At 63.2% G+C, this 19532-nt stretch carries 17 protein-coding genes and 1 tRNA gene; 10 read left to right on the top strand and 8 right to left on the bottom strand.

Annotated elements, in window-relative coordinates:
• Positions 1–42: 42 nt before the first annotated feature.
• From ACSKB9_RS07405 to ACSKB9_RS07415, 3 genes are all read left to right on the top strand, one after another.
• Complete coding sequence (locus tag ACSKB9_RS07405) at positions 43–921, top strand: hypothetical protein (RefSeq protein ID WP_057019602.1); 879 nt, start codon at positions 43–45, stop codon at positions 919–921.
• Between the two features lie 258 nt (positions 922–1179).
• On the top strand, positions 1180–2301 hold the full coding sequence (locus ACSKB9_RS07410) for a type II toxin-antitoxin system VapC family toxin (protein WP_438072282.1): 1122 nt from the start codon (positions 1180–1182) through the stop codon (positions 2299–2301).
• Between the two features lie 27 nt (positions 2302–2328).
• On the top strand, positions 2329–3711 hold the full coding sequence (locus ACSKB9_RS07415; RefSeq protein WP_438072284.1) for a hypothetical protein: 1383 nt from the start codon (positions 2329–2331) through the stop codon (positions 3709–3711).
• Between the two features lie 17 nt (positions 3712–3728).
• Here the strand turns inward: ACSKB9_RS07415 and ACSKB9_RS07420 are convergent, their stop codons facing one another.
• Together ACSKB9_RS07420 and ACSKB9_RS07425 are read right to left on the bottom strand one after the other, a co-directional pair.
• Positions 3729–4664 (bottom strand): hypothetical protein, encoded by a 936-nt coding sequence (locus ACSKB9_RS07420; RefSeq protein ID WP_438072286.1) that lies wholly within the window; start codon positions 4662–4664, stop codon positions 3729–3731.
• A gap of 487 nt (positions 4665–5151) precedes the next feature.
• Positions 5152–5225, bottom strand: a tRNA-Gly gene (locus ACSKB9_RS07425).
• Between the two features lie 492 nt (positions 5226–5717).
• On the opposite strand from ACSKB9_RS07425, the gene ACSKB9_RS07430 reads away from it, so the two are divergent.
• Complete coding sequence (locus tag ACSKB9_RS07430) at positions 5718–6104, top strand: YciI family protein (RefSeq protein WP_438072288.1); 387 nt, start codon at positions 5718–5720, stop codon at positions 6102–6104.
• Positions 6105–6176: 72 nt separating this feature from the next.
• Here the strand turns inward: ACSKB9_RS07430 and ACSKB9_RS07435 are convergent, their stop codons facing one another.
• Positions 6177–6584: a hypothetical protein gene (locus ACSKB9_RS07435; protein ID WP_438072290.1), complete on the bottom strand. Its 408-nt coding sequence runs from the start codon at positions 6582–6584 to the stop codon at positions 6177–6179.
• Between the two features lie 87 nt (positions 6585–6671).
• Positions 6672–7469, bottom strand: coding sequence for a lytic murein transglycosylase (locus tag ACSKB9_RS07440; RefSeq protein ID WP_038383190.1), 798 nt, complete (start codon positions 7467–7469; stop codon positions 6672–6674).
• Between the two features lie 344 nt (positions 7470–7813).
• Between ACSKB9_RS07440 and ACSKB9_RS07445 the strand changes: the two genes are divergently transcribed.
• Positions 7814–8044, top strand: coding sequence for a hypothetical protein (locus tag ACSKB9_RS07445; protein ID WP_225160192.1), 231 nt, complete (start codon positions 7814–7816; stop codon positions 8042–8044).
• 89 nt (positions 8045–8133) lie between these two features.
• Here ACSKB9_RS07445 and ACSKB9_RS07450 read toward each other — a convergent pair whose 3' ends face one another.
• Positions 8134–8361: a hypothetical protein gene (locus ACSKB9_RS07450; RefSeq protein ID WP_016843397.1), complete on the bottom strand. Its 228-nt coding sequence runs from the start codon at positions 8359–8361 to the stop codon at positions 8134–8136.
• A 63-nt stretch (positions 8362–8424) separates the two neighbouring features.
• Positions 8425–8721, bottom strand: coding sequence for a hypothetical protein (locus ACSKB9_RS07455; RefSeq protein WP_438072292.1), 297 nt, complete (start codon positions 8719–8721; stop codon positions 8425–8427).
• A gap of 338 nt (positions 8722–9059) precedes the next feature.
• On the opposite strand from ACSKB9_RS07455, the gene ACSKB9_RS07460 reads away from it, so the two are divergent.
• The 4 genes from ACSKB9_RS07460 (at position 9060) to ACSKB9_RS07475 (ending at position 12885) form a co-directional block, all read left to right on the top strand.
• Positions 9060–9455, top strand: a complete 396-nt coding sequence (locus ACSKB9_RS07460) for an NUDIX hydrolase (protein WP_438072294.1) — start codon at positions 9060–9062, stop codon at positions 9453–9455.
• A gap of 491 nt (positions 9456–9946) precedes the next feature.
• On the top strand, positions 9947–10168 hold the full coding sequence (locus tag ACSKB9_RS07465) for a hypothetical protein (protein WP_438080099.1): 222 nt from the start codon (positions 9947–9949) through the stop codon (positions 10166–10168).
• Between the two features lie 863 nt (positions 10169–11031).
• Positions 11032–12345: a chloride channel protein gene (locus tag ACSKB9_RS07470; protein ID WP_438072296.1), complete on the top strand. Its 1314-nt coding sequence runs from the start codon at positions 11032–11034 to the stop codon at positions 12343–12345.
• A gap of 339 nt (positions 12346–12684) precedes the next feature.
• The gene (locus tag ACSKB9_RS07475) at positions 12685–12885 is read left to right on the top strand and encodes a hypothetical protein (RefSeq protein ID WP_438072298.1); all 201 of its coding nucleotides are present in this window, start codon (positions 12685–12687) and stop codon (positions 12883–12885) included.
• 77 nt (positions 12886–12962) lie between these two features.
• On the opposite strand, the gene ACSKB9_RS07480 is transcribed toward ACSKB9_RS07475, so the two are convergent.
• A complete protein-coding gene (locus tag ACSKB9_RS07480; RefSeq protein ID WP_438072300.1) occupies positions 12963–14153 on the bottom strand; it encodes an adenylate/guanylate cyclase domain-containing protein in 1191 nt (396 codons plus the stop codon).
• Between the two features lie 707 nt (positions 14154–14860).
• On the opposite strand from ACSKB9_RS07480, the gene ACSKB9_RS07485 reads away from it, so the two are divergent.
• Positions 14861–18043, top strand: coding sequence for an autotransporter outer membrane beta-barrel domain-containing protein (locus ACSKB9_RS07485; protein ID WP_438072302.1), 3183 nt, complete (start codon positions 14861–14863; stop codon positions 18041–18043).
• A 243-nt stretch (positions 18044–18286) separates the two neighbouring features.
• On the opposite strand, the gene ACSKB9_RS07490 is transcribed toward ACSKB9_RS07485, so the two are convergent.
• Positions 18287–19531, bottom strand: coding sequence for an amidohydrolase family protein (locus ACSKB9_RS07490; protein ID WP_438072304.1), 1245 nt, complete (start codon positions 19529–19531; stop codon positions 18287–18289).
• Between the last annotated feature and the right edge of the window lies 1 nt (position 19532).

Here is a 19532-nt window from a genome sequence, read left to right on the forward strand (position 1 = left end):
TCAGACAAATCGGGGACTGGCTTTCACTCGGAGGGCAGCCCCGTGACGACCACCGACCCGACCACGACCGACACTTACCGCAAGATCGCGGCGCGGCTGACCATGCTCCGGCCGCAGATCGATCTGTCGAAATATTTCGCGGGGCCGAATCCCAATGTCCGCCTCTATGACGAGAAGGCCTATATCCGACGCCAATTGGAGAAGTATGGCGTCGCGGCCGCGACGAGCACGCTCGACGGCGTCACGTTCCTGCCCAAGGACTGGGAAGACCTGATCAAGACGCTGCGCATTGCCAAGACGTCGGACGGATTCGACGCCTTCGCCGAAGGCAAAAGCCCGGAGAAGCCGTCGCATTGGGCCCTCGATCTGTCGATGGCAGCCACAATCGGCAAGGGATTCCGGGAGATCTGGCGCCCAAAGCTATCCGACCGGCCGCTCTCGACGCGAGACCTTCCGGGCCGGCACGGCTTCGGGCTCGGGCGCGGCCGAGGGCAATGGAGCGACGACTATAGCGCGCAGTTCGGCAAGGACCCGCAGCCGCAGGACATCACGTCGCTGCATTTCGCGGTAGCGCCGGACCGGGTCAATGTTCACATCGACGAGACCGGCTTCGTGTTCGAGGGCGCAGACGGCGCCCTCACGGTCGGACCGAATTTCGGCCACCACGCCGTCAATGAACTGTTCTGGAAGAGCAATCCTCACCTGCCGCGCTGGGCGATCGATCACATCGACCTGATCCTGCCGAACAGCGCCAACGATTTTTCGCGATTTGGCGTTTCGGTCGACCTGTATCAACGCAAGGACCTGCGCGTCACCGTCACCGGCTCCTGTGGAATTTTCGGGGGATTCGAGTGCTCGGGAACGTTAAGCGTCAGTGGGACGCACGATCTGCTTGGCTCCAAGCCGAAGGGCGCGCGCTGACGATCGCATTCCTACGATCGAGGGTGCGGCAGACTTCTGGCCTGCGAAGGAAGCTCACCGTGGTGAGGCCGATCGGAAGCCGCCGGCCGTCCTACCACGAGCCCTGCAACGGTGGCGAAGAGCGCGCCGACATTGTCGATGCATCGTCGTGGGTTCGCGCCAGCACCAGAGCAAGGTGGAACTTGCATGGCGATAGCGAAAGCCGCTTGAACCGGCGCTTCAGCAGACGCGACTGAGGGATAGGCTCGCCGACGCAAAATGCGTCCTACAGTTTATGCCAATGGTGTTGTTGCAATGGCGCCCTTAAAGCCCCCCGTCTGGCTCGATACCAATATTCTTATAGACATACAGAACGGGCAAAGAGCTGCGGCGAGCACCGCCGAGAAAGCGCTCAGCCGACGCTTCGAGAATGAAATTCTCAATCTGGCCAAGGACGGTCACGAGGTTCTGATCTCACCACGGGTCAAGTTTGAATTTCTAAAGGGAGCGCGCGCTCAGTCCGGGGAAAAATTGCTCACTGACTTGCGGATCGTCGAAGACAAGATGATGACCCAGGTGCCTCGCGCGCAAGTTTGGAAGTGGGGCAACGAGGGTTTGAATCACGGGCTTTCCGCGTTCGACTCCGATGTGGTCGCCCAGGTCAGGGCAGGCGGAGTGGCTCGCGGCATCAAGAATCCGGTGTTTCTGACCAGGGACAGCGGAGGAACGCTCATTGCGATGCGCAGGAGAGGCGTTCAGGCGCTCGACTTCCGGGCACCGGAGGTGAGACTGAAGGTCCCGCGGAACACACCGACCCCGCCAGAGGTCCCGCCGCCGCCGGCAGGCTCCGTCGCTGGCGAAGGATTTTGGAGCGCGGCCAAGGCTGGCTTCAAGGCGGGTTTAAAGGAGGCTTTCAAGGCCGAGAACATCGCTGCGATGATTCCTGATCTGGTCCTCATGGTGGCTGACAAGGTCGCGGCCCGGGAGGCGTTCAAGAACATTCAAGTCAAGTTCATCAAGGAGGGCTTCGCAAAGGGCGTTGCAGCGGGCGTCATGGGTTGGTCCGAGGAGGAGGTTGCATCAAATCTGATGAACCGCATCACCGCGTTCAGAGTTCAAGGTCTGGAAGACCCTGCTGGCATCCTGACGCGCGCGACCATTCTGCAAGTGGCCGAAGCGTACGAAAACTATGCGGTGGTGATTGGATTTCAGTTCAGCTCTGCCAAGGACCTGAAATGGAAGCGCGAGATGGTCGCCAAGGGTTCCAAGATTTTGCATCAGTATGGATATTATTTCGGAACCGATCCGCAGGCGCTATTTGAGTACGAGTTCATCGACAAGCTTGCGTGGACACTTCAGCCGACCACCAACGCGATAGTTGAGCCCGCAATCCGCCACTGAAAACGATCATATTGCTGGTGGCTGGTCATGCCGCAATTGAAAGACAAAGTCGGTCGGTTTGCCGCCACGGGTCGCAGCTGCCAAAACTGGAAGCAGGACCAGGAACTGGTCATCTCGCTGCTCAACAAGATCGCCATTTCCGACGGAGGAGCCGAGACCACGCTCAAACCGCAAATGGTCGTGACGGGTCACGCCAGCGACAGCCTCTACAACTCGATCTTGTATTTCCAGAAAAAGAACTTCCCGGGCACGCCGGACGGCTATATCCGGCCTGGTGGGCCAACATTCACTCGGCTCGTTGATCTCGCGACCAAGGCAGCCGCCAAGCCTCCTCCTCCCAAGGGTCAATGGGACGGGATCGCGACGCCATCCGTCGATGCCGCACTTCGCAAGGGTCTGCTCGACGATTCCAAGCTGGACTATGGGGAAGTCGTCGACATTATCAGGGCGACCGTCACGGACGGCATGGTCACCGCATTCGAGCTGGACGACCTGACCATTATTGCAAACACCTCCAGAACGCTTTCTCCGACTTCGAAGAAGCTCATCACGCTCTTCGTCGGCGACGAAAAGAAGAAGTGGCTCGGGGTTGGACCGTACGACCTCAACTCGGATCAAAAGAAGCTCGCCGCGGAGATGGTCTGCGATTTCCTCAAGAACACGAGGACCACATTCTTTCCGAGGCTCGACCCGCACCGCGTCGGGATAGGCATTCTCAGGCGAATTGCGAAGCCGAGCCTCATAGATCAGGATCAAGCGAGCATGTGCGGCCCCTCCGCGCTGATGTTCAGCTACGCATCCGACAAGCCGGGGCAATATGCGCGGTTCGCCATCGATCTGTATCAGAAGGGGCAGGCGAACCTCGGCCGCCTGCTGATCAAGCCGGGAAAGGACGTGAAAAACTACACGCCGCCCTACTCGCTGGACCACGTCGATTGGCTGACTTGCGCCTCCATTCGCGACTCCGAAAATTGGTTCCTCGATTTTGACGACACCGGCAGAATAAGCGATGTCGCGGGGATCACCTTGCCGAGCGAAATGGAGCAATGGTTCCGCAAGGCCGGATACCAGGACGTACGCGAGGAGACCAATCTGAAATTCAGCAAAGGCATCGACAGCGTCAACGAAGCCAACGCCCTGCTCGCCAGTGGATATCGCGTATGCCTGTTCATAAGCGCCAACATGATCGAATATGACGACCAGTCGGATGAAGGCTCGGTGTTGACGCGGCACTGGGTCGTCTTGCGTGACAGGATACAAGTGTCGAACGGAAACGTGACGACAACGATCTTCACATGGGGCAAAGGAGATTACGCGATCCCGCATCCGGGCAAGGGTGGCGCTCAGAAGCCTCTCTCGATTGGGGACTTCCTTATGAATTATTACGGGTACATTGCTGCCAAAGCGTGAGTGGAGAACAAGCGCTCTCACCACGCGTTGAGGTCGGTGACGAGTTGCTTGTCCAGGGACAAGCTTTCCATGCCGCTGGAAAGCAAAATGCCGCTTCGATTATGGTGCCCACTGCCGGGAATGTTCCGCTTGTGGTGCAGGAAGTGACCGACCTCGTGCGCCATGACGCCAATGAACGCCTCGCCATAGTCGAACACGGGTGGATTGCCCTGATCGACAACCACGAAGACCTGCTCGTCGGGCAGATATTCCCCAGCCGCCTCGTTGTCCATTGCGTCATAGTCGCCGACGAGAAAGCACGTGAGATCGGCGCCGCGCACCTTGAATGGGACGATTTCCTTACGGAAAACATCCCGCGAGATTTTTTGGCCCAGGGCTTTCTGGACCGTCATCCAAGTCGCCTCTGCCGGAGTGAAAAAGATATTTGCCTGAGCCCCGAACGTCCAGTTCAGCTTGGCGAGGAACCAGGGCACGTCGTCCGGCGTCCATTTCGTGGCGTTGATCAGATTGCCGGATTGATCGAGGTGCTTGAGGAATTTGAACGCGATCGTGAAATCCTTGCGCGGCAGAATGGCGACATCCAACTTGATGCTTGTGTTGCCGCGTACGGCTTTAAGCTCGGGAATGCCTTTATCCTTGGGCGAGACCTTGAGGCCGCGCGCAGGGCCGTCCGGCCGTGCGGTGGCATACAGCGCTGTACGCAGGCGCAGCAACTGGTCGTCGCGCTCCTGGCCTTTTTGCTCCCTGAAGCGGGTCTTGATGTATTCCTGAGCGACGCGTTCGACGTCATCGAGGCGCACATCCTCGACCAGTAGTCGATTGCGATCATACGACAGGCCAACGTCCTTGCTGTCGCGGAGGCAGACCAGGTTGAAGCCTCCCCGAGGAACGATCATGAAATTTTGCGTAGCGTACACACCCGAATTCTGCAGGAACTGAACGAAGCTCGGCATGGCTCCCCCCACCCCTCCTAATCCACGGACGGGATCTCGCCCGGTCCATCGCGCCGAGCATATCCATCCGGGATCGTGTCCGGTTGAGCGCACAAGATAGCGGAAATTGGCCTTGCGAGGCAGTTGATTTCGCTTGGTGTCGTGGAGCAGCAAGGGCGAATGCCGACTCAAGTGGAGCGCATTTCGAAGAAGAGCTTTCTGGCTGGGGGCTTGCGCCCTGAGCTGACCTTCACGTCGGTTGGCCGGCATGGCGGGACCACCGAGGCGAGCACGTCCGGCCCCACAAGAACGCAACTGATGAAGAACGGCCAATGGTCATCGACCAAAGCGATGGCGCACGACCTTCATCATGACGACGAGGCCAAGCAGGACGCACAGATCAAGCCATCAAGCGGCGCAAGCAGGCGGCCGGAAAGTGAACGTTTGTCGGAATGGAGCGCTCTTGTCGGAATGGAAATCAAATATTCCGATAAGTACCTGAAATTATTGGAGCGGGTGAAGGGAATTGAACCCTCGTATTCAGCTTGGAAGGCTGCTGCTCTACCATTGAGCTACACCCGCATCTCGGGTTCACCTAACACGGCCGGGCGGCGGCCTCAACTGCCCCGGCGTGCGTTCTGTTCTCCGGTAAACGAAACCATTTCGCCGCAATCCGGCCGGTCTCCTGGCGCGGCTGGGCCGGAGGCGGCCTTAACAGCGGCGGATTCGGCACCTATATTCGAAGTCCCATCAACAAAGAAAGGAGGTGATCTAGTGTCTTGTCTCAAGCGCTGTCACCTCGCTGGGATCGCCCGCTAGGCCCTGAGCAATCAGCCTGGCATCGGGGCGCTCTCAGCCCTGGACCAGCGAGACATCAAAATCGGGGGCGCGGCGGAAGCTCATCCGCCGCGCCTTTTTGCTGTCTTGGCCTGCGCGATTCGCCGCCGCCATGCCGGACGGCGGGATACCTTGTCGCAACACAGAGACCGTCCGATCCGCTACAGATGAAATGTCGGCTCGGATCGCCGCGAGACGTCCTTGGGCCAGTCGCATCAGAAATAAGGAGCACATCAGATGCTTTATGCCATCCTGGCCTATCACGTCGAAGCCGAGGTCAAATCGTGGAACGCCGAGGAGGACGCTGCCGTGATGACGGGTCTGCGCGAGGTCCATCAACGGCTGAAGGGCAAGCTCGGCCCAGCTGCGCGGCTTGGCGATACCCGCAATGCCAGCACGCTGCGTGGGTCCGGCCACGGCATGGTGATCGACGGGCCGTTCTCCGAAACCAAGGAGCAATTGCTCGGCTTCTACGTGATCGATTGCGCCGATGAGGCGGAGGCGATCGCCGCGGCGCGCGACCTGCGCAGCGTCAACCCGTCGGCGGTCTACGAGATCCGCGCGCTGAAGCTCTACATCCCCGGCGCGCCGTTTCCAGAAACCGCGGGCCCGAGCGATGCGTAGCGCGTGATCCCCGCGCAAACGGCTTTAGCGTTTGTCGCGAGGGAACCGCTTCGCACTTTTCCGGATCATGCCTTAGCGGCTGGAGCGTTTCGGCAGCTTCGGGAGCTTGCTCGGGTCGAACTTCGGCAGCGGCAAATCCGGCGGCGGCTCGGGTGCCACCTCCTGGCTCGGAATCAGCGTCACCTCGAAGGCGAGATCGGGCACGGCATCCGCCCTGCCCGTGCAGGTCGCGATCGCGCCGGTCCAGATGCCCTCGAGCCGCACCACGAGGTCGTCGGTGCCGAACACGGTCGCGCCGTCTCTCGAGTGCCGCTGCGTGGTGAGCACGGCGGAGAAGCGCTCGCCGTCGACCTCATAGGTGCCGCTGTAGAGCATGACCGCGTCGCTGCCCCACAGCCTGCCATCGGCGACGTGCACGATGCCGGTGCCGTCCGCAAGCGACGTTCGAAACCACGCCGCGTAGGTGCCATTCTTGAGCATGGAGCCGGTCTCCATCTGCTCCCGTTTCACAGCGCACGATCTGGGCACCGTTGCGTTAACAGGCGATGAAGGAACTCACGGCTGCGCTCATTGGCCGTCGATCTGCCGTCCCATGATGGCGATCGCCTTCTGGTAGACGCCTGCCGCGTTCCATGCCTCGATCGCGGCGAAGTTGGGTTCCCCGGGCTGATAGCCGGCACCCGCGCGCCAGCCATGGGCGCGCAGGAAGTTCGCCGTCGAGCTCAGCGCGTTGGCCGCGACGTCGAGATTGCCGGTGCCGTAGGCGAGGACGTTCTTCGGCATGAACTGGGTCTGGCCGATCTCGCCATGCATCGAGCCGCGCGTGCTCCCGGACAACGTGCCGCGGTCGACGAGCTTCAGCGCCGCATAGAGCTGGTCGGTGAAGAACTCCGGACGGCGGCAGTCATAGGCAAGCGTTGCGATCGAGGACAGCATGTTCTGGTTGCCGCGCTGGCTGCCAAAGCCGCTCTCCATGCCCCAGATCGCGATCAACGGTCCCGGCGGCACGCCATAGCGCTGCTGGATCGAGGCGAACAGCGCGGCTTGCGACTGCTTCAGCGATCGGCCGCGCGCCACGATGGTCGCAGATCCCCGCTTGGCCATGAACTGCTCGAGCGACAGGCCGAAGCTGCGCTGGCCGCGATCCGCTGCAATCGTCGCACTGGCGTAATGGGTCTGCATCAGCGCGGCGATCGCGGTGGCGCCGATCCCCTTGGCGCTCGCCTCGCCCGAGAACTGCTGCTTCCAGGCTTCGAACCCGCCGGGCCCGTTGCCGCACTGCGCCGCGTTCGCTTCAGCCCCCAGCGTTGCAACCATCACGACGATGGCGAGCGCCGACGTCGCAACCTGCCAGCCCCTGATCATCCGAAACTCCTCCGCAAATATGCCGCCGCCCTCGCGGGCGCGGCGCTGACGATGGCCGGATGGACATGACCCGGCGATGAACGGTCCGCCTCAGATTCGGCCTCGGACCGTCACGATATGTCGCCGGCAGCGGATTGGCCATCCCGCCCGCCTCAGGCAGGCCGGGACATTTGGCCCCTGCGCCCGGAAGGCGTCACGCGCCGGGCATAACGACGAACACGGCGTGCGTGACGATGCAGATCGCGCGTGAGACTCGCGAAATCCGGTGGTGAACGGCGTGCGATGTAGTAGGTTCTCCGCGGGGACGGCGGCCCCGCTGTCCTCCAACTTGGGAGGCGATGGCTATGATGAAGACCCTGTCACTTCTAGCGGTCCTGCCTTTTATCGGCGTCCTGTCGATGTCGACGGGCCACGCCGCATCCACATGCTCGACCAGCAATTTCGGCATCTCTGCAGTACCGTGCGGGAAGCGGTATGCGGTCAGCTACGAAGCCTGCCGGAAATACGTGATCGAGCATGGCGCATCGCCCGCCGAATCCTGGTGGTACTGCAGCAGTCAAGGCTACACGAAATAGTCGGCACTTCCTGAGCGAGGCTTTTCGCCGCCGCGGACAGCGCGTCGAGCTGCCGCGACGTCGAACACGCGTGCCTGCCGGTCAGCATGTTAAGGCACGTCGCCTCTTCTCACTGGACCGACGGTCTGCGGCCGGTTGAGGAAGAACTCGCGATTGCCGAGCGCGGCCTCCGCATACTGGTCGATCGCCACGATGATCGCCTGCACGTGGTGAAAGCACCAGCCTTCCCGCGTCGCCATGTGCCGGACCTCGGCCAGCGCCTTGATCCAGGGCGCGTGATCATCGCTGTCGTGGAAATACCGAAGCGGCTCTCTCATCTTTTCCTCCGGCACATCACGTCTTGCAGTTCGGCGCACAGCCGCCGCATCCCGGGCGCGCCGTCATGCACGCGCTTCGCCGGCGGCCAGCTCTCGCTTCGCCGAACGAATGAAGGCCGGCGTCGCGACGCGACGGCGCGGTGCAACGCTCGCATGCACGATAATCGGATCGCGGTCGCCCAGGACCTCCCGCTCCTCGACCAGGCGGCTCATGACCAGCCGCATCTTCAAGAGGTCCCCGGCGACGAAGGCGCAGTCCTCATCGCGGTTGATCTGCTGGCGCATGATGGCTTCGGCCTCGAGCATGCTGACGCGCAGCGCCCTGATCTGCCTGCGAATTTCGCTGATGCGGTTGTCCATGGCGTCCTCCAATTCCGGGTGGAGGGCAATTAGAACAAAACAAGAACATTGAGTTAAGCAGTGAAAGCCGTCCGTCATGGGTATCGTTATCACGACGTAACCGGGTGAGTTGCAGTCACGGGCCGTAACAGCTTTCAGGAATTCAACGTGAGGTACCGGACATCAAGCGAGATCGAAGAAGCCACGGCCGAGCGTAGCGAGGATCGCAGCCGCCAAAGACAAACAGCCGACATACGACTGTGGAACAATGTGGCATCCGAACTTGTCTACACAAATAGACAAGTTAAAATGGGTCGATTCTATTTCGATCATTGCGCAGCAAATGCCCAAGTCCTCCGATGCCCAAGTCCTCCAAGCTGGTAGCCGCGAAGCGCGGCAAGGTTCTTCTGGTTAGACGCCGATCTGACGGGCTGTGGATGTTCCCCGGCGGGCGCAGGCGCGCGCGCGAAACCGGGAAGGATTGCCTCAAGCGCGAGATCAAGGAGGAGTTGCCGAAGCTCAAGCTCGGCAGGCTCAGCCTGTGGAAGGAAGTGACGGCCAGGAACAAGCGTTCCGGCCGCAGGATGAGCGACGCGATCTTCATCGCCAAGAACGCCAAGGGCCGACTGGCGATCGGCGACAAGAAGGAGATCGACCGCGCCGCCTGGCAGAAGCCGCGGGGCCTTCGCCTGACGCCGACCTCCCGCTACATCCGCGACCGGCTGTTTCCGGGAAAGCAGCGGCGCCGGAGATAGGCGGCGGGATCATCGCTGCTTCAAAGCGCCGCGCTTCCACCCAAAGAAACGGCCCCAGCGAGGGGGGCACAAGCTGGGGCCGCGAGTTTACCTTGATCGTCCAGACGCTGCCGGCAGGGACAGCACCGAACCTGTGACAATCATGCTCCGCCGCGTCGGTTCCTCGACGGCGGGCCTGGCTTTTTAGCTGGGCGACAACGCACGTTATTTATCTGCGCCCGCTGACCTGCAATTTGACGCGACGTAAGTTTGTTTAATTGTTGCGTGGAGTCATGGAACCGAAAACCGAGATTTGCCCGAAATGCGGGCGCAAACTGGAATTCGCATTGCCTCCGGGCGGTAAGGGCAACCGGCTCTATCGGTGCTTCAATTGCGGGGGCCCGGACCCTCTGAAGGATCACACGGCGGACGGATATCTGCGCGGACTGAAGTCCCCCGAAAAATAACACAGGTTAGTCAGCAACCAATCCCCTCGGCGGTGCTTGTTGCGTATGCAGGCCGCCCTTGAGGTTCATTTTGTACGCGTGACCACCGATGACGGCGAGGTCCAGATCTGGCTTGCCGCAACCTCGCGAGATCAAGCCCTCGATCTGGTGCTGGACGCGATCCCGGAAGGATGGGCCGTGAGCCTCATGCAGCGGCAGCTCACGGCCGAGCACATCTCGATGCTCAACATGATGCTTGGCGAAGCGCGGCGACATGAGATGTCCTGATTCCCCGCGGCGAATGTCCTGATGGGGGCGGCACCCTCTCCGGTGCGCCATCATTGATCGTCCGATACACATCCGCAGACCAAGAGTTCCACCGCAGGAACACCGTACTGATCCGGATTTCCGGAGAGATAGGACGGTCGTAATACCAACCCTGCCGGCGTTGCCGTTCTTTGCAGAGCATTTTTTCACGACTGAGTTTTTTGCAGACCTATTATGACCGGCAGAAAAGGGCCGCCGATGCGACGGCCCTTTTCGATTCAGTGCCCATGTCATTCGCCCGGCAATGATCCCGGTGACGCACCCAACTCGGTACCAGGCAAGGAATGAGGCCGCCAACCGGCGGCCTCCTTGTCGAGTGGCCCCAGCAACCTATGGGGCCTGGGAGGGCAGGCGCTGGGGCCGTCTACCGGCCCGGTTGGCGCGGTCGGGCCAGGTGGGCTTCCATCAAATGAATAGAGCAACGGCAACCATTGCGATTGGGCAAAGTCCCAATACGACGATGCCCGCTCGAACAATCACTTCGGACATGACATGCGCCCTTCAATGGGGCGGTCAAAATACGCCGCAGCGGAAGCCGCGCAAAGTGCAGTTTGTGCCAGATTTTCCGCGTCCCTCAATCATGCGTCACGGCGGGAAAGTACGCGCCAAGGCGGAGTCGTTGAGACACCAAAACTCACGCACGAGCCTCCCGGAGATCGCCGAAGATTGAGGCCTCAGGCGGTATCGCGGATTTCGGCCCTGGAGTTTGGCGGCTGCGCCGGCACACCGTGCTGATTTCTTCAGCTTCGCATACCGCCGACGCGTGATAGGAATGACGTGATCCGCTGCGTATCGGACCACGACATGAGCCAGAACTCGTCAGAATGACCTTCCCCTCCAACCGCCAGAGGCGGCTGTTCAGACTGGTCTCCGCGCGTTGGCAGCGCCGCGCCCTGTTCTTGCTGGGCGGCATTGCGGTCGGCGCGGCGGCCGTCGCGCTGGCACAGCTCGCCGATCTGGCGCAGATCGCGTTCGGCGCGGTGGTATCCCGTTTCCATTATGCCTCGCTGGTGCTGACGCCGGCCGGGTTCGCGCTGTCGGTGTTTCTGACCAACCGCTTCTTTCAGAACGCGCAGGGCAGCGGAATCCCGCAGGCGATCGCTGCACGCCATCTGACCGACCAGACCGCGCGCGAAAGCCTGGTTTCGCTGCGCGTTGCGGCCGGCAAGATCCTGCTGACGCTGTTTGGCCTGTTGTGTGGCGCGTCGGTCGGGCGCGAGGGACCGACGGTGCAGATCGGCGCCTCGATCATGTTTGCGCTCGGCCGCTTCTCGCCGCGGCGCCAACCCGGCCTGATCCTTGCCGGCGCGGCCGCAGGTGTCGCGGCCGCCTTCAACACCCCGCTGGCCGGGATCGTGTTCGGCATCGAGGAAATGAGCCGTGCCTTCGAGACGAGAACCAGCAGCCTGATCATCGGCGCGGTGATCGCTGCCGGCCTGACCTCGCTCGCGCTGATGGGCAACTATACGTATTTCGGCACCAGCGCGACGGCCCTGCGCAACGGCACCGACTGGCTCGCGGTCCCGCTCTGCGGCGTTGCCGGAGGTCTTGCGGGCGGCCTGTTCAGTCGCATCCTGATCACAATGGCACGCGGGTTTGCCAATCCGGTCGGAAGCGCGATCAAGCGTTATCCAGTCGGTTTTGCCGCAATCTGCGGATTAGCGGCTGCGATTTGCGGGATTGCGTCCGACGGGGCGATCTATGGCACGGGATATCAGCAGGTCAAATCCGCGCTCGAAGCCGGAGCACAATTGCCGGCGAGCTTCAGCGTCTGGAAATTCCTGGCGACCACGTTCGCCTCGATCAGCGGCATGCCGGGCGGCATCTTCGCGCCCTCGCTCGCGGTCGGTGCCGGGCTCGGCTCCAACATCGCGCCGCTGTTTCACGGCGCGCCGCTATCGGCAATCATGCTGCTCGGCATGGTCTCCTATTTTGCCGGCGTGGTTCAGGCACCGATCACCGCCTTCGTGATCGTCACCGAGATGACCGACAATCACGCGATGGTCGTGCCCTTGATGGCCGCGGCCCTGATTGCGCACGCGAGCTCGCGCCTGATCTGCAAGGAAGGCGTCTATCACGCCCTCGCCAAGGGCTTCGTCGAGCGCGCTGCACCGGCGCAGAAGATCACCTCGATCTGAATTCCCGGCACCACGGGAAAACGGCCCCGGCATCTCGCATTGCCGGGGCCGTCCGATTCCCATGCTCACGCCGAACCGATAGTGCCGATGATCAGGCGGACCCTCTGGGCCTTGAAAACTTTCCTTAATGAAAATGCCTGCCCAGTGTCCGAATGATTCGCGCGATCCGGCGTTCCGGAAAATAACGCGTGTGAATCCAGCTTGAATAAATTTCGTCTGGAACAAACGGAATGTTTCAGTGACTCTTCATGCGTGAACGCCAGTTCCGGGTTCCTCGGGGAGCGGACTTGTCGCGGCGACGTTGGTCTATGGGCAATCCCTGAGAAAGGGGGAAGCGCCATGATCGAGAACGTCATGACCAACGCCGGCTATTGGCGGGACCGAGCCGCCAAGACACGTGCCAAGGCGGATTTGTTCAGATATCAAAACTCACGCGCGAACCTTCTGAAGATCGCCGAAGAGTACGATCGTCTGGCCAACTATGCCGAGCAGCAATTGCTGCGCGCGCCGACAGTAAGCCTGTCCGGCCGATCTCCTTAACGGCAGGAGCCTTTGGACATTGGGCCCTCTCAGCCGGTGCATGCGCCGCACGTCACGCTGCTTTGGCCAATCGAGCCTCAGCCGCGATAAGCAAACAGCTCGATCGGCTCGCTGAAACCACGCACCGAATGCTCGCCGACATGCTCGAGCGCGAAATCGTGCGCGACCAGATCGGCGAAGGCGCGCGACAGCAGCACGTTTCGACCCAACTGCTTGGTCAGAGCCTCGAGCCGCGAGGCCATGTTCACCGCGGGGCCGATCACGGTGAAGTCGAGCCGGCTGCGCGATCCGATATTGCCGTACATGACGTCGCCGACATGGACGCCGATGCCGTAATTCATCGGCGCCCGGCCCATCATGCTGTTCTTTTCGCTCAGCGCCGCCATCGCCTGCCGCGCCTCGGACACCGCGTGCAGCAGGTTGGCGCAGGCCCTGGGATCGCTGAGCGGGAAAATCGCAAGCAGACCGTCGCCGATGAATTTCAGGATTTCCCCGCCGTGCCGCGCAATCGGCTCCGACATCGCGTCGAAATAGTCGTTGAGGAGATCGATGACGTCGTCGCGCGGCCAGGAATCCGAGATCCGGGTGAAGTCCCTGAGATCGCAGATCATGATCGCGGCGCGGACCGTGGTGCCGCTGCCCCGCCGCGTCGCGCCTGCCAGGATCATCTCGCCGGCATGGGTGCCGACATAGGTCTCGAGCAGCGTCCGCGCCAGGCGGTTCTTCATCCGGATTTCGCTGACCAGCGCCAGCACCGGCAGCACCTTGCGCAGCTCGGCGATGTCAGCGTCATCGAAACCGCCAGACCGGTCGGTCGCGAACGTCACGACATGCCGCTTGCCGAGCGTATGCAGCAGCGGCCACGCCACATAGTCGGTCAGGCCTTGCGCGCGCATCTCGTCATAGAGCGCATGCGTGCGACCAGGCGCCCGTTCGAGCCGCTCGCGCACTTCGTCGGCGCCCTGGTGGATTTCGTAGACCGGGCTGCCGATATATTCCGAGCGCTCCCTGACCTCGTAGTCGACCCGCGTGATCTCGGCCTCGCGCTTGCCGTCGCCCCAGATGATCCGGGCACCGAGCCATTGCGGATGCTGGATCAGCAGATTCATCGTCGCCCGCTTGAGGGGAATACCCGTTTGCTGCAACCGGATGCACAACTCGGCGAAGATATTGTCGATGAAGCGCTCGTCGCGGGTCTCGTTGGTCAGCCAGGCCACAACGTCGCCGCCAGACTGCGGCGTGACGGACTCGATGTTGGGGGCGTTCATGGCTTGCTCCGGAGCGGCGGGTGAGATCGGCACGCGATATGTCGTGCTTCTGCCCGGCAACGTCAACGCCGCCAGCGGTAACGTGATCGGGCGTGCCGGGTGGCCCAAGCGGTAGCCCGGCCACTGCGGGCGCGTTGCCAAAATATCGAAAACAACCCCATGCAAAGTAGCCGGCGGTGGCCGGCCCTCGACCAGGCTCCTTGACACGTCGGGCAACTCACGGGTACTTTTCCAATATTCCGAAATGCCGCGGACGCACGCTCGGTCCCGGGCAGGCATATGGCATTTGCGCGCTTCTGTAACCGACGTTTCCCCGTCGTCATGGCCGACAGCACATGCGATAGCCTGCCTTTCAGGGGGACACCGCTTGCGTACGAAACCGGGCACGGCGCGGCTCAACTGGTTAGCGATCGATTAATTGCGACGCGCGGACGTTGCATCGCGAACACACTGCGCTTTGTTTCGTTGCAGGAACCACAACCTTCATTTGTCAGCTCACAGTGAGTCACATAGCGTGACGCCCATCCGCGGCTGGCGAAGGTTTGCCGGAATGCAACCTGCCTGGCGGCGGCAAGAACAAGGGGCTGAGCGCCATGCGCGAATGCATCGGGGCTGCGACGATCGCGCGACACGTTGGTGACAACCCACGCAATCCACGCCGGACGGCATCACCGTCCCGCACCCGTGCGCACTTCGAGCGGCTGCTGTTGCTGAGCACGTCGGTCGCTGCGCTTTCGGCGCTGTCACCGGGCTCGGCGGCGGCGCAGACCTGGACCGGCGCCACCAGCAACGACTGGACGGTGGGGACGAACTGGTCCGGCGGCGCGGCGCCGACTTCCGGAACCAGCCCCAATATCGTGGCGGGTTCAACCGTCGTTCTCGGCGTGAACCCCGGGGCGACCAGCACGACCGGCAATATCAATATCCGCGACGTCGCCGGCGGAACCACCAGCCTCACGATTCAAAACGGCGCCACGCTGACCGCCAATCTTAATGTTTTTATGGGCGATGTCGCAGGCGGGTCCACCCATTTGACGGTGACGGGGGCCGGATCGCAATTGACGACCGGCTCGATCACCATCGGCACTTCCGGCGCGGGTGTGCTTAATATCACCGATGGCGCGACCGTCTCCGCGTTAAGGGTCATCGTCGGCACTCCGGCCGGTTTCGGCACTGGCACCCTCAACATCAGCAACGCCACGCTGGTGTCGCGCGGCTTCGGCATCAGCATTCAAAACGCGAGCGGTCAGGTCAATTACGACAACGCCGTCATCCTCGTCAGCACCAATACCGCCGGCCTCACCAGCGGAACGGCCGCCCAGAACAACATCGCTGCGGGCGGACTGACCATCAACGCCGCCGCGTCCACCGTCATCGACCAGGTTGGCTTCAGCGGCGTCGGCGGATTGACCAAGACCGGCGCCGGGCTATTCAGCTTTGGTGGCGTCGGCAACAGCTACACCGGCGACACGGTGATCCAGCAAGGCACGTTCCGGCTGAACACTACCGCCGGCTCCGGCAATGCGCTCGCCAGTTCAAGCGGGGTGGTCGATAACGCAATCTTCGATCTCTCGGTCATGTCTGACCCCGCCGCGCACATCCAGAGCCTCGCCGGCAACAGCGCCGGCACCGTCACACTGGGCACCAAGGACCTGATCCTCACCAACGCCCACGACACATTCGCCGGAACGATCAGCGGCACCGGTGGCGTGCAGCTCACCGGCGGCACGCAGGCGTTCTCCAGCGCCCAGGCTTACAGCGGCGCGACCACGATCACAGCGGGCACGCTGGCGCTATCAGGCGCTGGCGACATTTCCGCGTCCAGCCAGGTGATCGCCAACGGTACCTTCAGCATCGCCGGCCTCTCCGGCGCAGGCACCAGCATCCAGCGGCTGTCGGGCACCGGCAGCGTCGATCTCGGCGCCAAGACGCTGACGCTGACGGCCGCCAACGACAGCTTCGCCGGCGTGATCGGTGGCAGCGGCGGACTGACGCTCGCCGGCGGCACCGAGACGCTGTCCGGCGCCAACACCTATAGCGGCGTGACCACGATCTCCGCGGGCACGCTGGCGCTGACGGGCACCGGGTCGATCAGCAATTCCAGCCATGTGGTGGCGAATGCGGCGTTCGACATCTCCGGCCTCACGGGTGCCGGCACCAGCATCCAGAGTCTCGCCGGCAGCGGCAATGTCGCGCTCGGCGCCAAGACGCTGACCATCACCAATGCCAGCGACAATTTCGCGGGCGCGATCGGCGGCACCGGCGGGCTCGCCCTGACCGGCGGCACGCAGATCCTGTCCGGCGTCAACACCTATAGCGGCGTGACCACGGTGAACGGCGGCACGCTGCAAGCCGGCGCGGTCAATGCGCTCAGCGCCGCCTCCGCCATCACCGCCGGCGCCGGCGCCACGATCGACCTCAATGGCCTCAACCAGACCATCGGCGGATTCAGCAACGCCGGCACGTTGCGGTTCGGTGCGGCGCCCGGCACGACGCTGACGGTCGCCGGCAATTATGCCGGCAATGGCGGCACGCTGCTGTTCAACACCGTGCTCGGCAGCGACGGTTCGGCGACCGACCGCCTCGTCGCGGGAAGCACGTCGGGCACCTCGACCGTGCGGGTCAATAATGCCGGCGGCGGCGGCGCGCAAACCGCCGACGGCATCAAGCTGATCGACGTCGCCGGCGCCTCCAACGGCAGCTTCACGCTGGCCGGCAACTACGCCCTGCAAGGGCAGCAGGCGATCATCGCCGGCGCCTATGCCTATACGTTGCAGAAGAACGGCGTCGCGACGCCGACCGACGGCGACTGGTATCTGCGCTCCACTCTGGTGCCGTCGAGCGATCCAACCGCACCGACGCCGCCGGGCGTGCCCGCGGGTCCGCTGTACCAGCCCGGCGTGCCGCTCTACGAGAACTACGCGCAGGTGCTGCTCGGCATGAACGCGCTGCCGTCGCTGCAGGAGCGCGTCGGCAACCGGTATTGGGGCGGCGGCAGCGGCAACCCGAGCGAGGCGATGGCGCGGATGGGCGTCTCGCCGGCGGCGACGGCGGACAGCTCATGGACGCAATCGGCATTCTGGGGCCGCGTCGAGGGCGGTCAAACCAGCCTGCGGCCGTCCAACACCACGAGCTCGACCTTGAACAGCGATGACTTCAAGGCACAGGCCGGGCTCGACGGCCTCGCGCTCGAGAACAGCTACGGCCGCCTGATCGTCGGCCTCACGCTGCAATACGGCCTGACCACCGCTTACGTGAACTCGTTCTTCGGCAATGGCCGCATCCGCGCCGAGGGCACCGGCGTCGGCGCCACCGCCACCTGGTACGGCGACAACGGCGTCTACATCGACGGCCAGATGCAGACCATGTTCTACCGCGGCGATCTCACTTCCGATCTCGTCGGCAGCGTGACCCATGGCAATGAAGGCCTCGGCTATGCGTTCAGCGTCGAGGGCGGCAAGCGCTCCACGATCGGCAACGGTTTCTCGCTGACGCCGCAGGCGCAGCTCGCCTATTCGAAGGTCGACTTCGACGGCTTCACCGACCGCTTCGGCGCGCTGGTCTCGCTCGGCAATGCCGACAGCCTGCTCGGCCGCGTCGGCCTGTCGCTCAATCACCAGAAGAGCTGGAGCGACGGCGCCCGCTCCGACCTCTACGCGATCGGCAACCTGCACTACGAATTCCTCGACGGCACCAACGTCGCGGTCGCGGGCACGAGCTTCGCCAGCGCCAACGACCGGCTCTGGGGCTCGATCGGCGGCGGCGGCAGCTACAGCTGGGCGGGCGGGCGTTACACCGTGTTCGGCGAAGCTACCTACCGCGCGAGCCTAGAGGATGCATCCGCCAACCACAGCTACAAGGGCACCGCGGGGCTGCGCGTGGTGTGGTAGGGCCTAGAGCGCAAATGAGATTGGGTTGAGTTCGAGCGGCGACGGCACCGCGCCCCCCTCGCCCCGTTCTTACGGGGAGAGGGTTGGGGTGAGGGGCCGTCTCCGCGCAAACGGTGATAGACGGGTTTGCGGAGAGTCCCCTCACCCGGATTGCATCTCCGATGCAATCCGACCTCTCCCCGCACGCGGGGCGAGGTGAAGCGGAGTGCGCGGCGGCTCGCTCGGGGTAAGGTAACCACGCGCTTACCCGCCCAGCCTGTCCACCTCGGTCTTGCCGGCCTTCATGACCAGCGGGATCTGCTCGCCCTGGCCGAGCAGACAACTCACGTCGCGCAGCGGGTTGCCCTCGACCACCAGCAGATCGGCGAACGCCCCCGACGCGATGCGGCCGAGCTTGCCTTCCATGCCGAGCACCTCGGCGCCGATGATGGTCGCGCTTTCGATCACCGCCTGCGGTCCGAGCAGCTCGGCGCGGATCCGGAACTCGTCGCTCTGCAGCCGCTGCGACGGTCCGAGCAGATCGGTGCCAAATCCCATCTTGACCCCGGCCTCGCGATAGATCGCAAGCGAGCGCAGCCCGGCGTCGCGAACGTCGGCGATCTTGGCGACGCTCGCCGCAGGCAGGCCGTATTTCGCGCCCTCATTGGCCAGCGCCTCATAGGTGACCAGCGTCGGCACCACATAGGCGCCCTGCTCGGCCATTAGCCGCGCGGTCGGCAGATCGACCAGATTGCCGTGCTCGATGGTGCGCACGCCGCAGCGAATTGCCCGCTCGATCGCTTCCGCCGTGTAGGCGTGGGCCAGCACATAGGTGTGCCGCGCCCTCGCCTCCGCGACGATGGCGCGGATCTCGTCCTCGGAATAGCCGCAGGCGCCGATCGGATCGGTCGGCGACGCAACGCCGCCGGACGCCATGATCTTGATCTGGTCGGCGCCCATCTGCAGCTCCTCGCGCACCGCCTTGCGCACCGCATCGACGCCGTCGACGACGCGCGCAATGGCGCCGACCCGCACACAGCAGGAGCAGGTCGGGTCGGCCAGATAGTCCGAGCGGGCCCGCCCGTCGCCGTGGCCGCCGGTCTGGCTGAGCGCGCGGCCGGAGACGAACAGCCGCGGACCGTCGGTCAGGCCGGTGTCGATCGCCTGCTTCAGCGCGTAGCCGGCGCCGCCGGCATCGCGGACGGTGGTGAAGCCGCGCTTCAGCATGCCGCGCAACAGCATGGTCGAGCGCAGCGTCACCAGCACGTTGGCCATCCGCGCTTGCTGCGACAGATCGAGTTCGACCGCGACCGCATGCACATGCAGGTCGATCAGGCCGGGCATCAGCGTCTTGCCCTTGAGGTCGATGACCCGATCGGCGGAAGCCTCGATCGGCCGGTCCGCGACCTCCTTGATCAGGCGGTCCTCGACCAGCACGTGGTGGCCTTCGAGCAGATCGGAGCGCAGGGGATCGAGCAGCGCGGCATTCTTGAAGAGGGTCGTAGCCATG

Origin of the sequence: Bradyrhizobium sp. BR 1433 (genome assembly GCF_051547665.1) — a bacterium.
Classification (GTDB): domain Bacteria; phylum Pseudomonadota; class Alphaproteobacteria; order Rhizobiales; family Xanthobacteraceae; genus Bradyrhizobium; species Bradyrhizobium australafricanum.

Excerpts from the sequence above, each read along its gene's own strand:
- ACSKB9_RS07450 (WP_016843397.1), bottom strand. The coding sequence starts at position 8,361 with ATGAGAGAGCCGCTTCGGTATTTCCACGACAGCGATGATCACGCGCCC.
- ACSKB9_RS07415 (WP_438072284.1), top strand. The coding sequence starts at position 2,329 with ATGCCGCAATTGAAAGACAAAGTCGGTCGGTTTGCCGCCACGGGTCGC.
- ACSKB9_RS07420 (WP_438072286.1), bottom strand. The coding sequence starts at position 4,664 with ATGCCGAGCTTCGTTCAGTTCCTGCAGAATTCGGGTGTGTACGCTACG.
- ACSKB9_RS07480 (WP_438072300.1), bottom strand. The coding sequence starts at position 14,153 with ATGAACGCCCCCAACATCGAGTCCGTCACGCCGCAGTCTGGCGGCGAC.
- ACSKB9_RS07465 (WP_438080099.1), top strand. The coding sequence starts at position 9,947 with ATGCAGGCCGCCCTTGAGGTTCATTTTGTACGCGTGACCACCGATGAC.
- ACSKB9_RS07470 (WP_438072296.1), top strand. The coding sequence starts at position 11,032 with ATGACCTTCCCCTCCAACCGCCAGAGGCGGCTGTTCAGACTGGTCTCC.
- ACSKB9_RS07435 (WP_438072290.1), bottom strand. The coding sequence starts at position 6,584 with ATGCTCAAGAATGGCACCTACGCGGCGTGGTTTCGAACGTCGCTTGCG.
- ACSKB9_RS07440 (WP_038383190.1), bottom strand. The coding sequence starts at position 7,469 with ATGATCAGGGGCTGGCAGGTTGCGACGTCGGCGCTCGCCATCGTCGTG.
- ACSKB9_RS07475 (WP_438072298.1), top strand. The coding sequence starts at position 12,685 with ATGATCGAGAACGTCATGACCAACGCCGGCTATTGGCGGGACCGAGCC.
- ACSKB9_RS07455 (WP_438072292.1), bottom strand. The coding sequence starts at position 8,721 with ATGGACAACCGCATCAGCGAAATTCGCAGGCAGATCAGGGCGCTGCGC.
- ACSKB9_RS07410 (WP_438072282.1), top strand. The coding sequence starts at position 1,180 with ATGCGTCCTACAGTTTATGCCAATGGTGTTGTTGCAATGGCGCCCTTA.
- ACSKB9_RS07490 (WP_438072304.1), bottom strand. The coding sequence starts at position 19,531 with ATGGCTACGACCCTCTTCAAGAATGCCGCGCTGCTCGATCCCCTGCGC.
- ACSKB9_RS07430 (WP_438072288.1), top strand. The coding sequence starts at position 5,718 with ATGCTTTATGCCATCCTGGCCTATCACGTCGAAGCCGAGGTCAAATCG.
- ACSKB9_RS07460 (WP_438072294.1), top strand. The coding sequence starts at position 9,060 with ATGCCCAAGTCCTCCAAGCTGGTAGCCGCGAAGCGCGGCAAGGTTCTT.
- ACSKB9_RS07445 (WP_225160192.1), top strand. The coding sequence starts at position 7,814 with ATGATGAAGACCCTGTCACTTCTAGCGGTCCTGCCTTTTATCGGCGTC.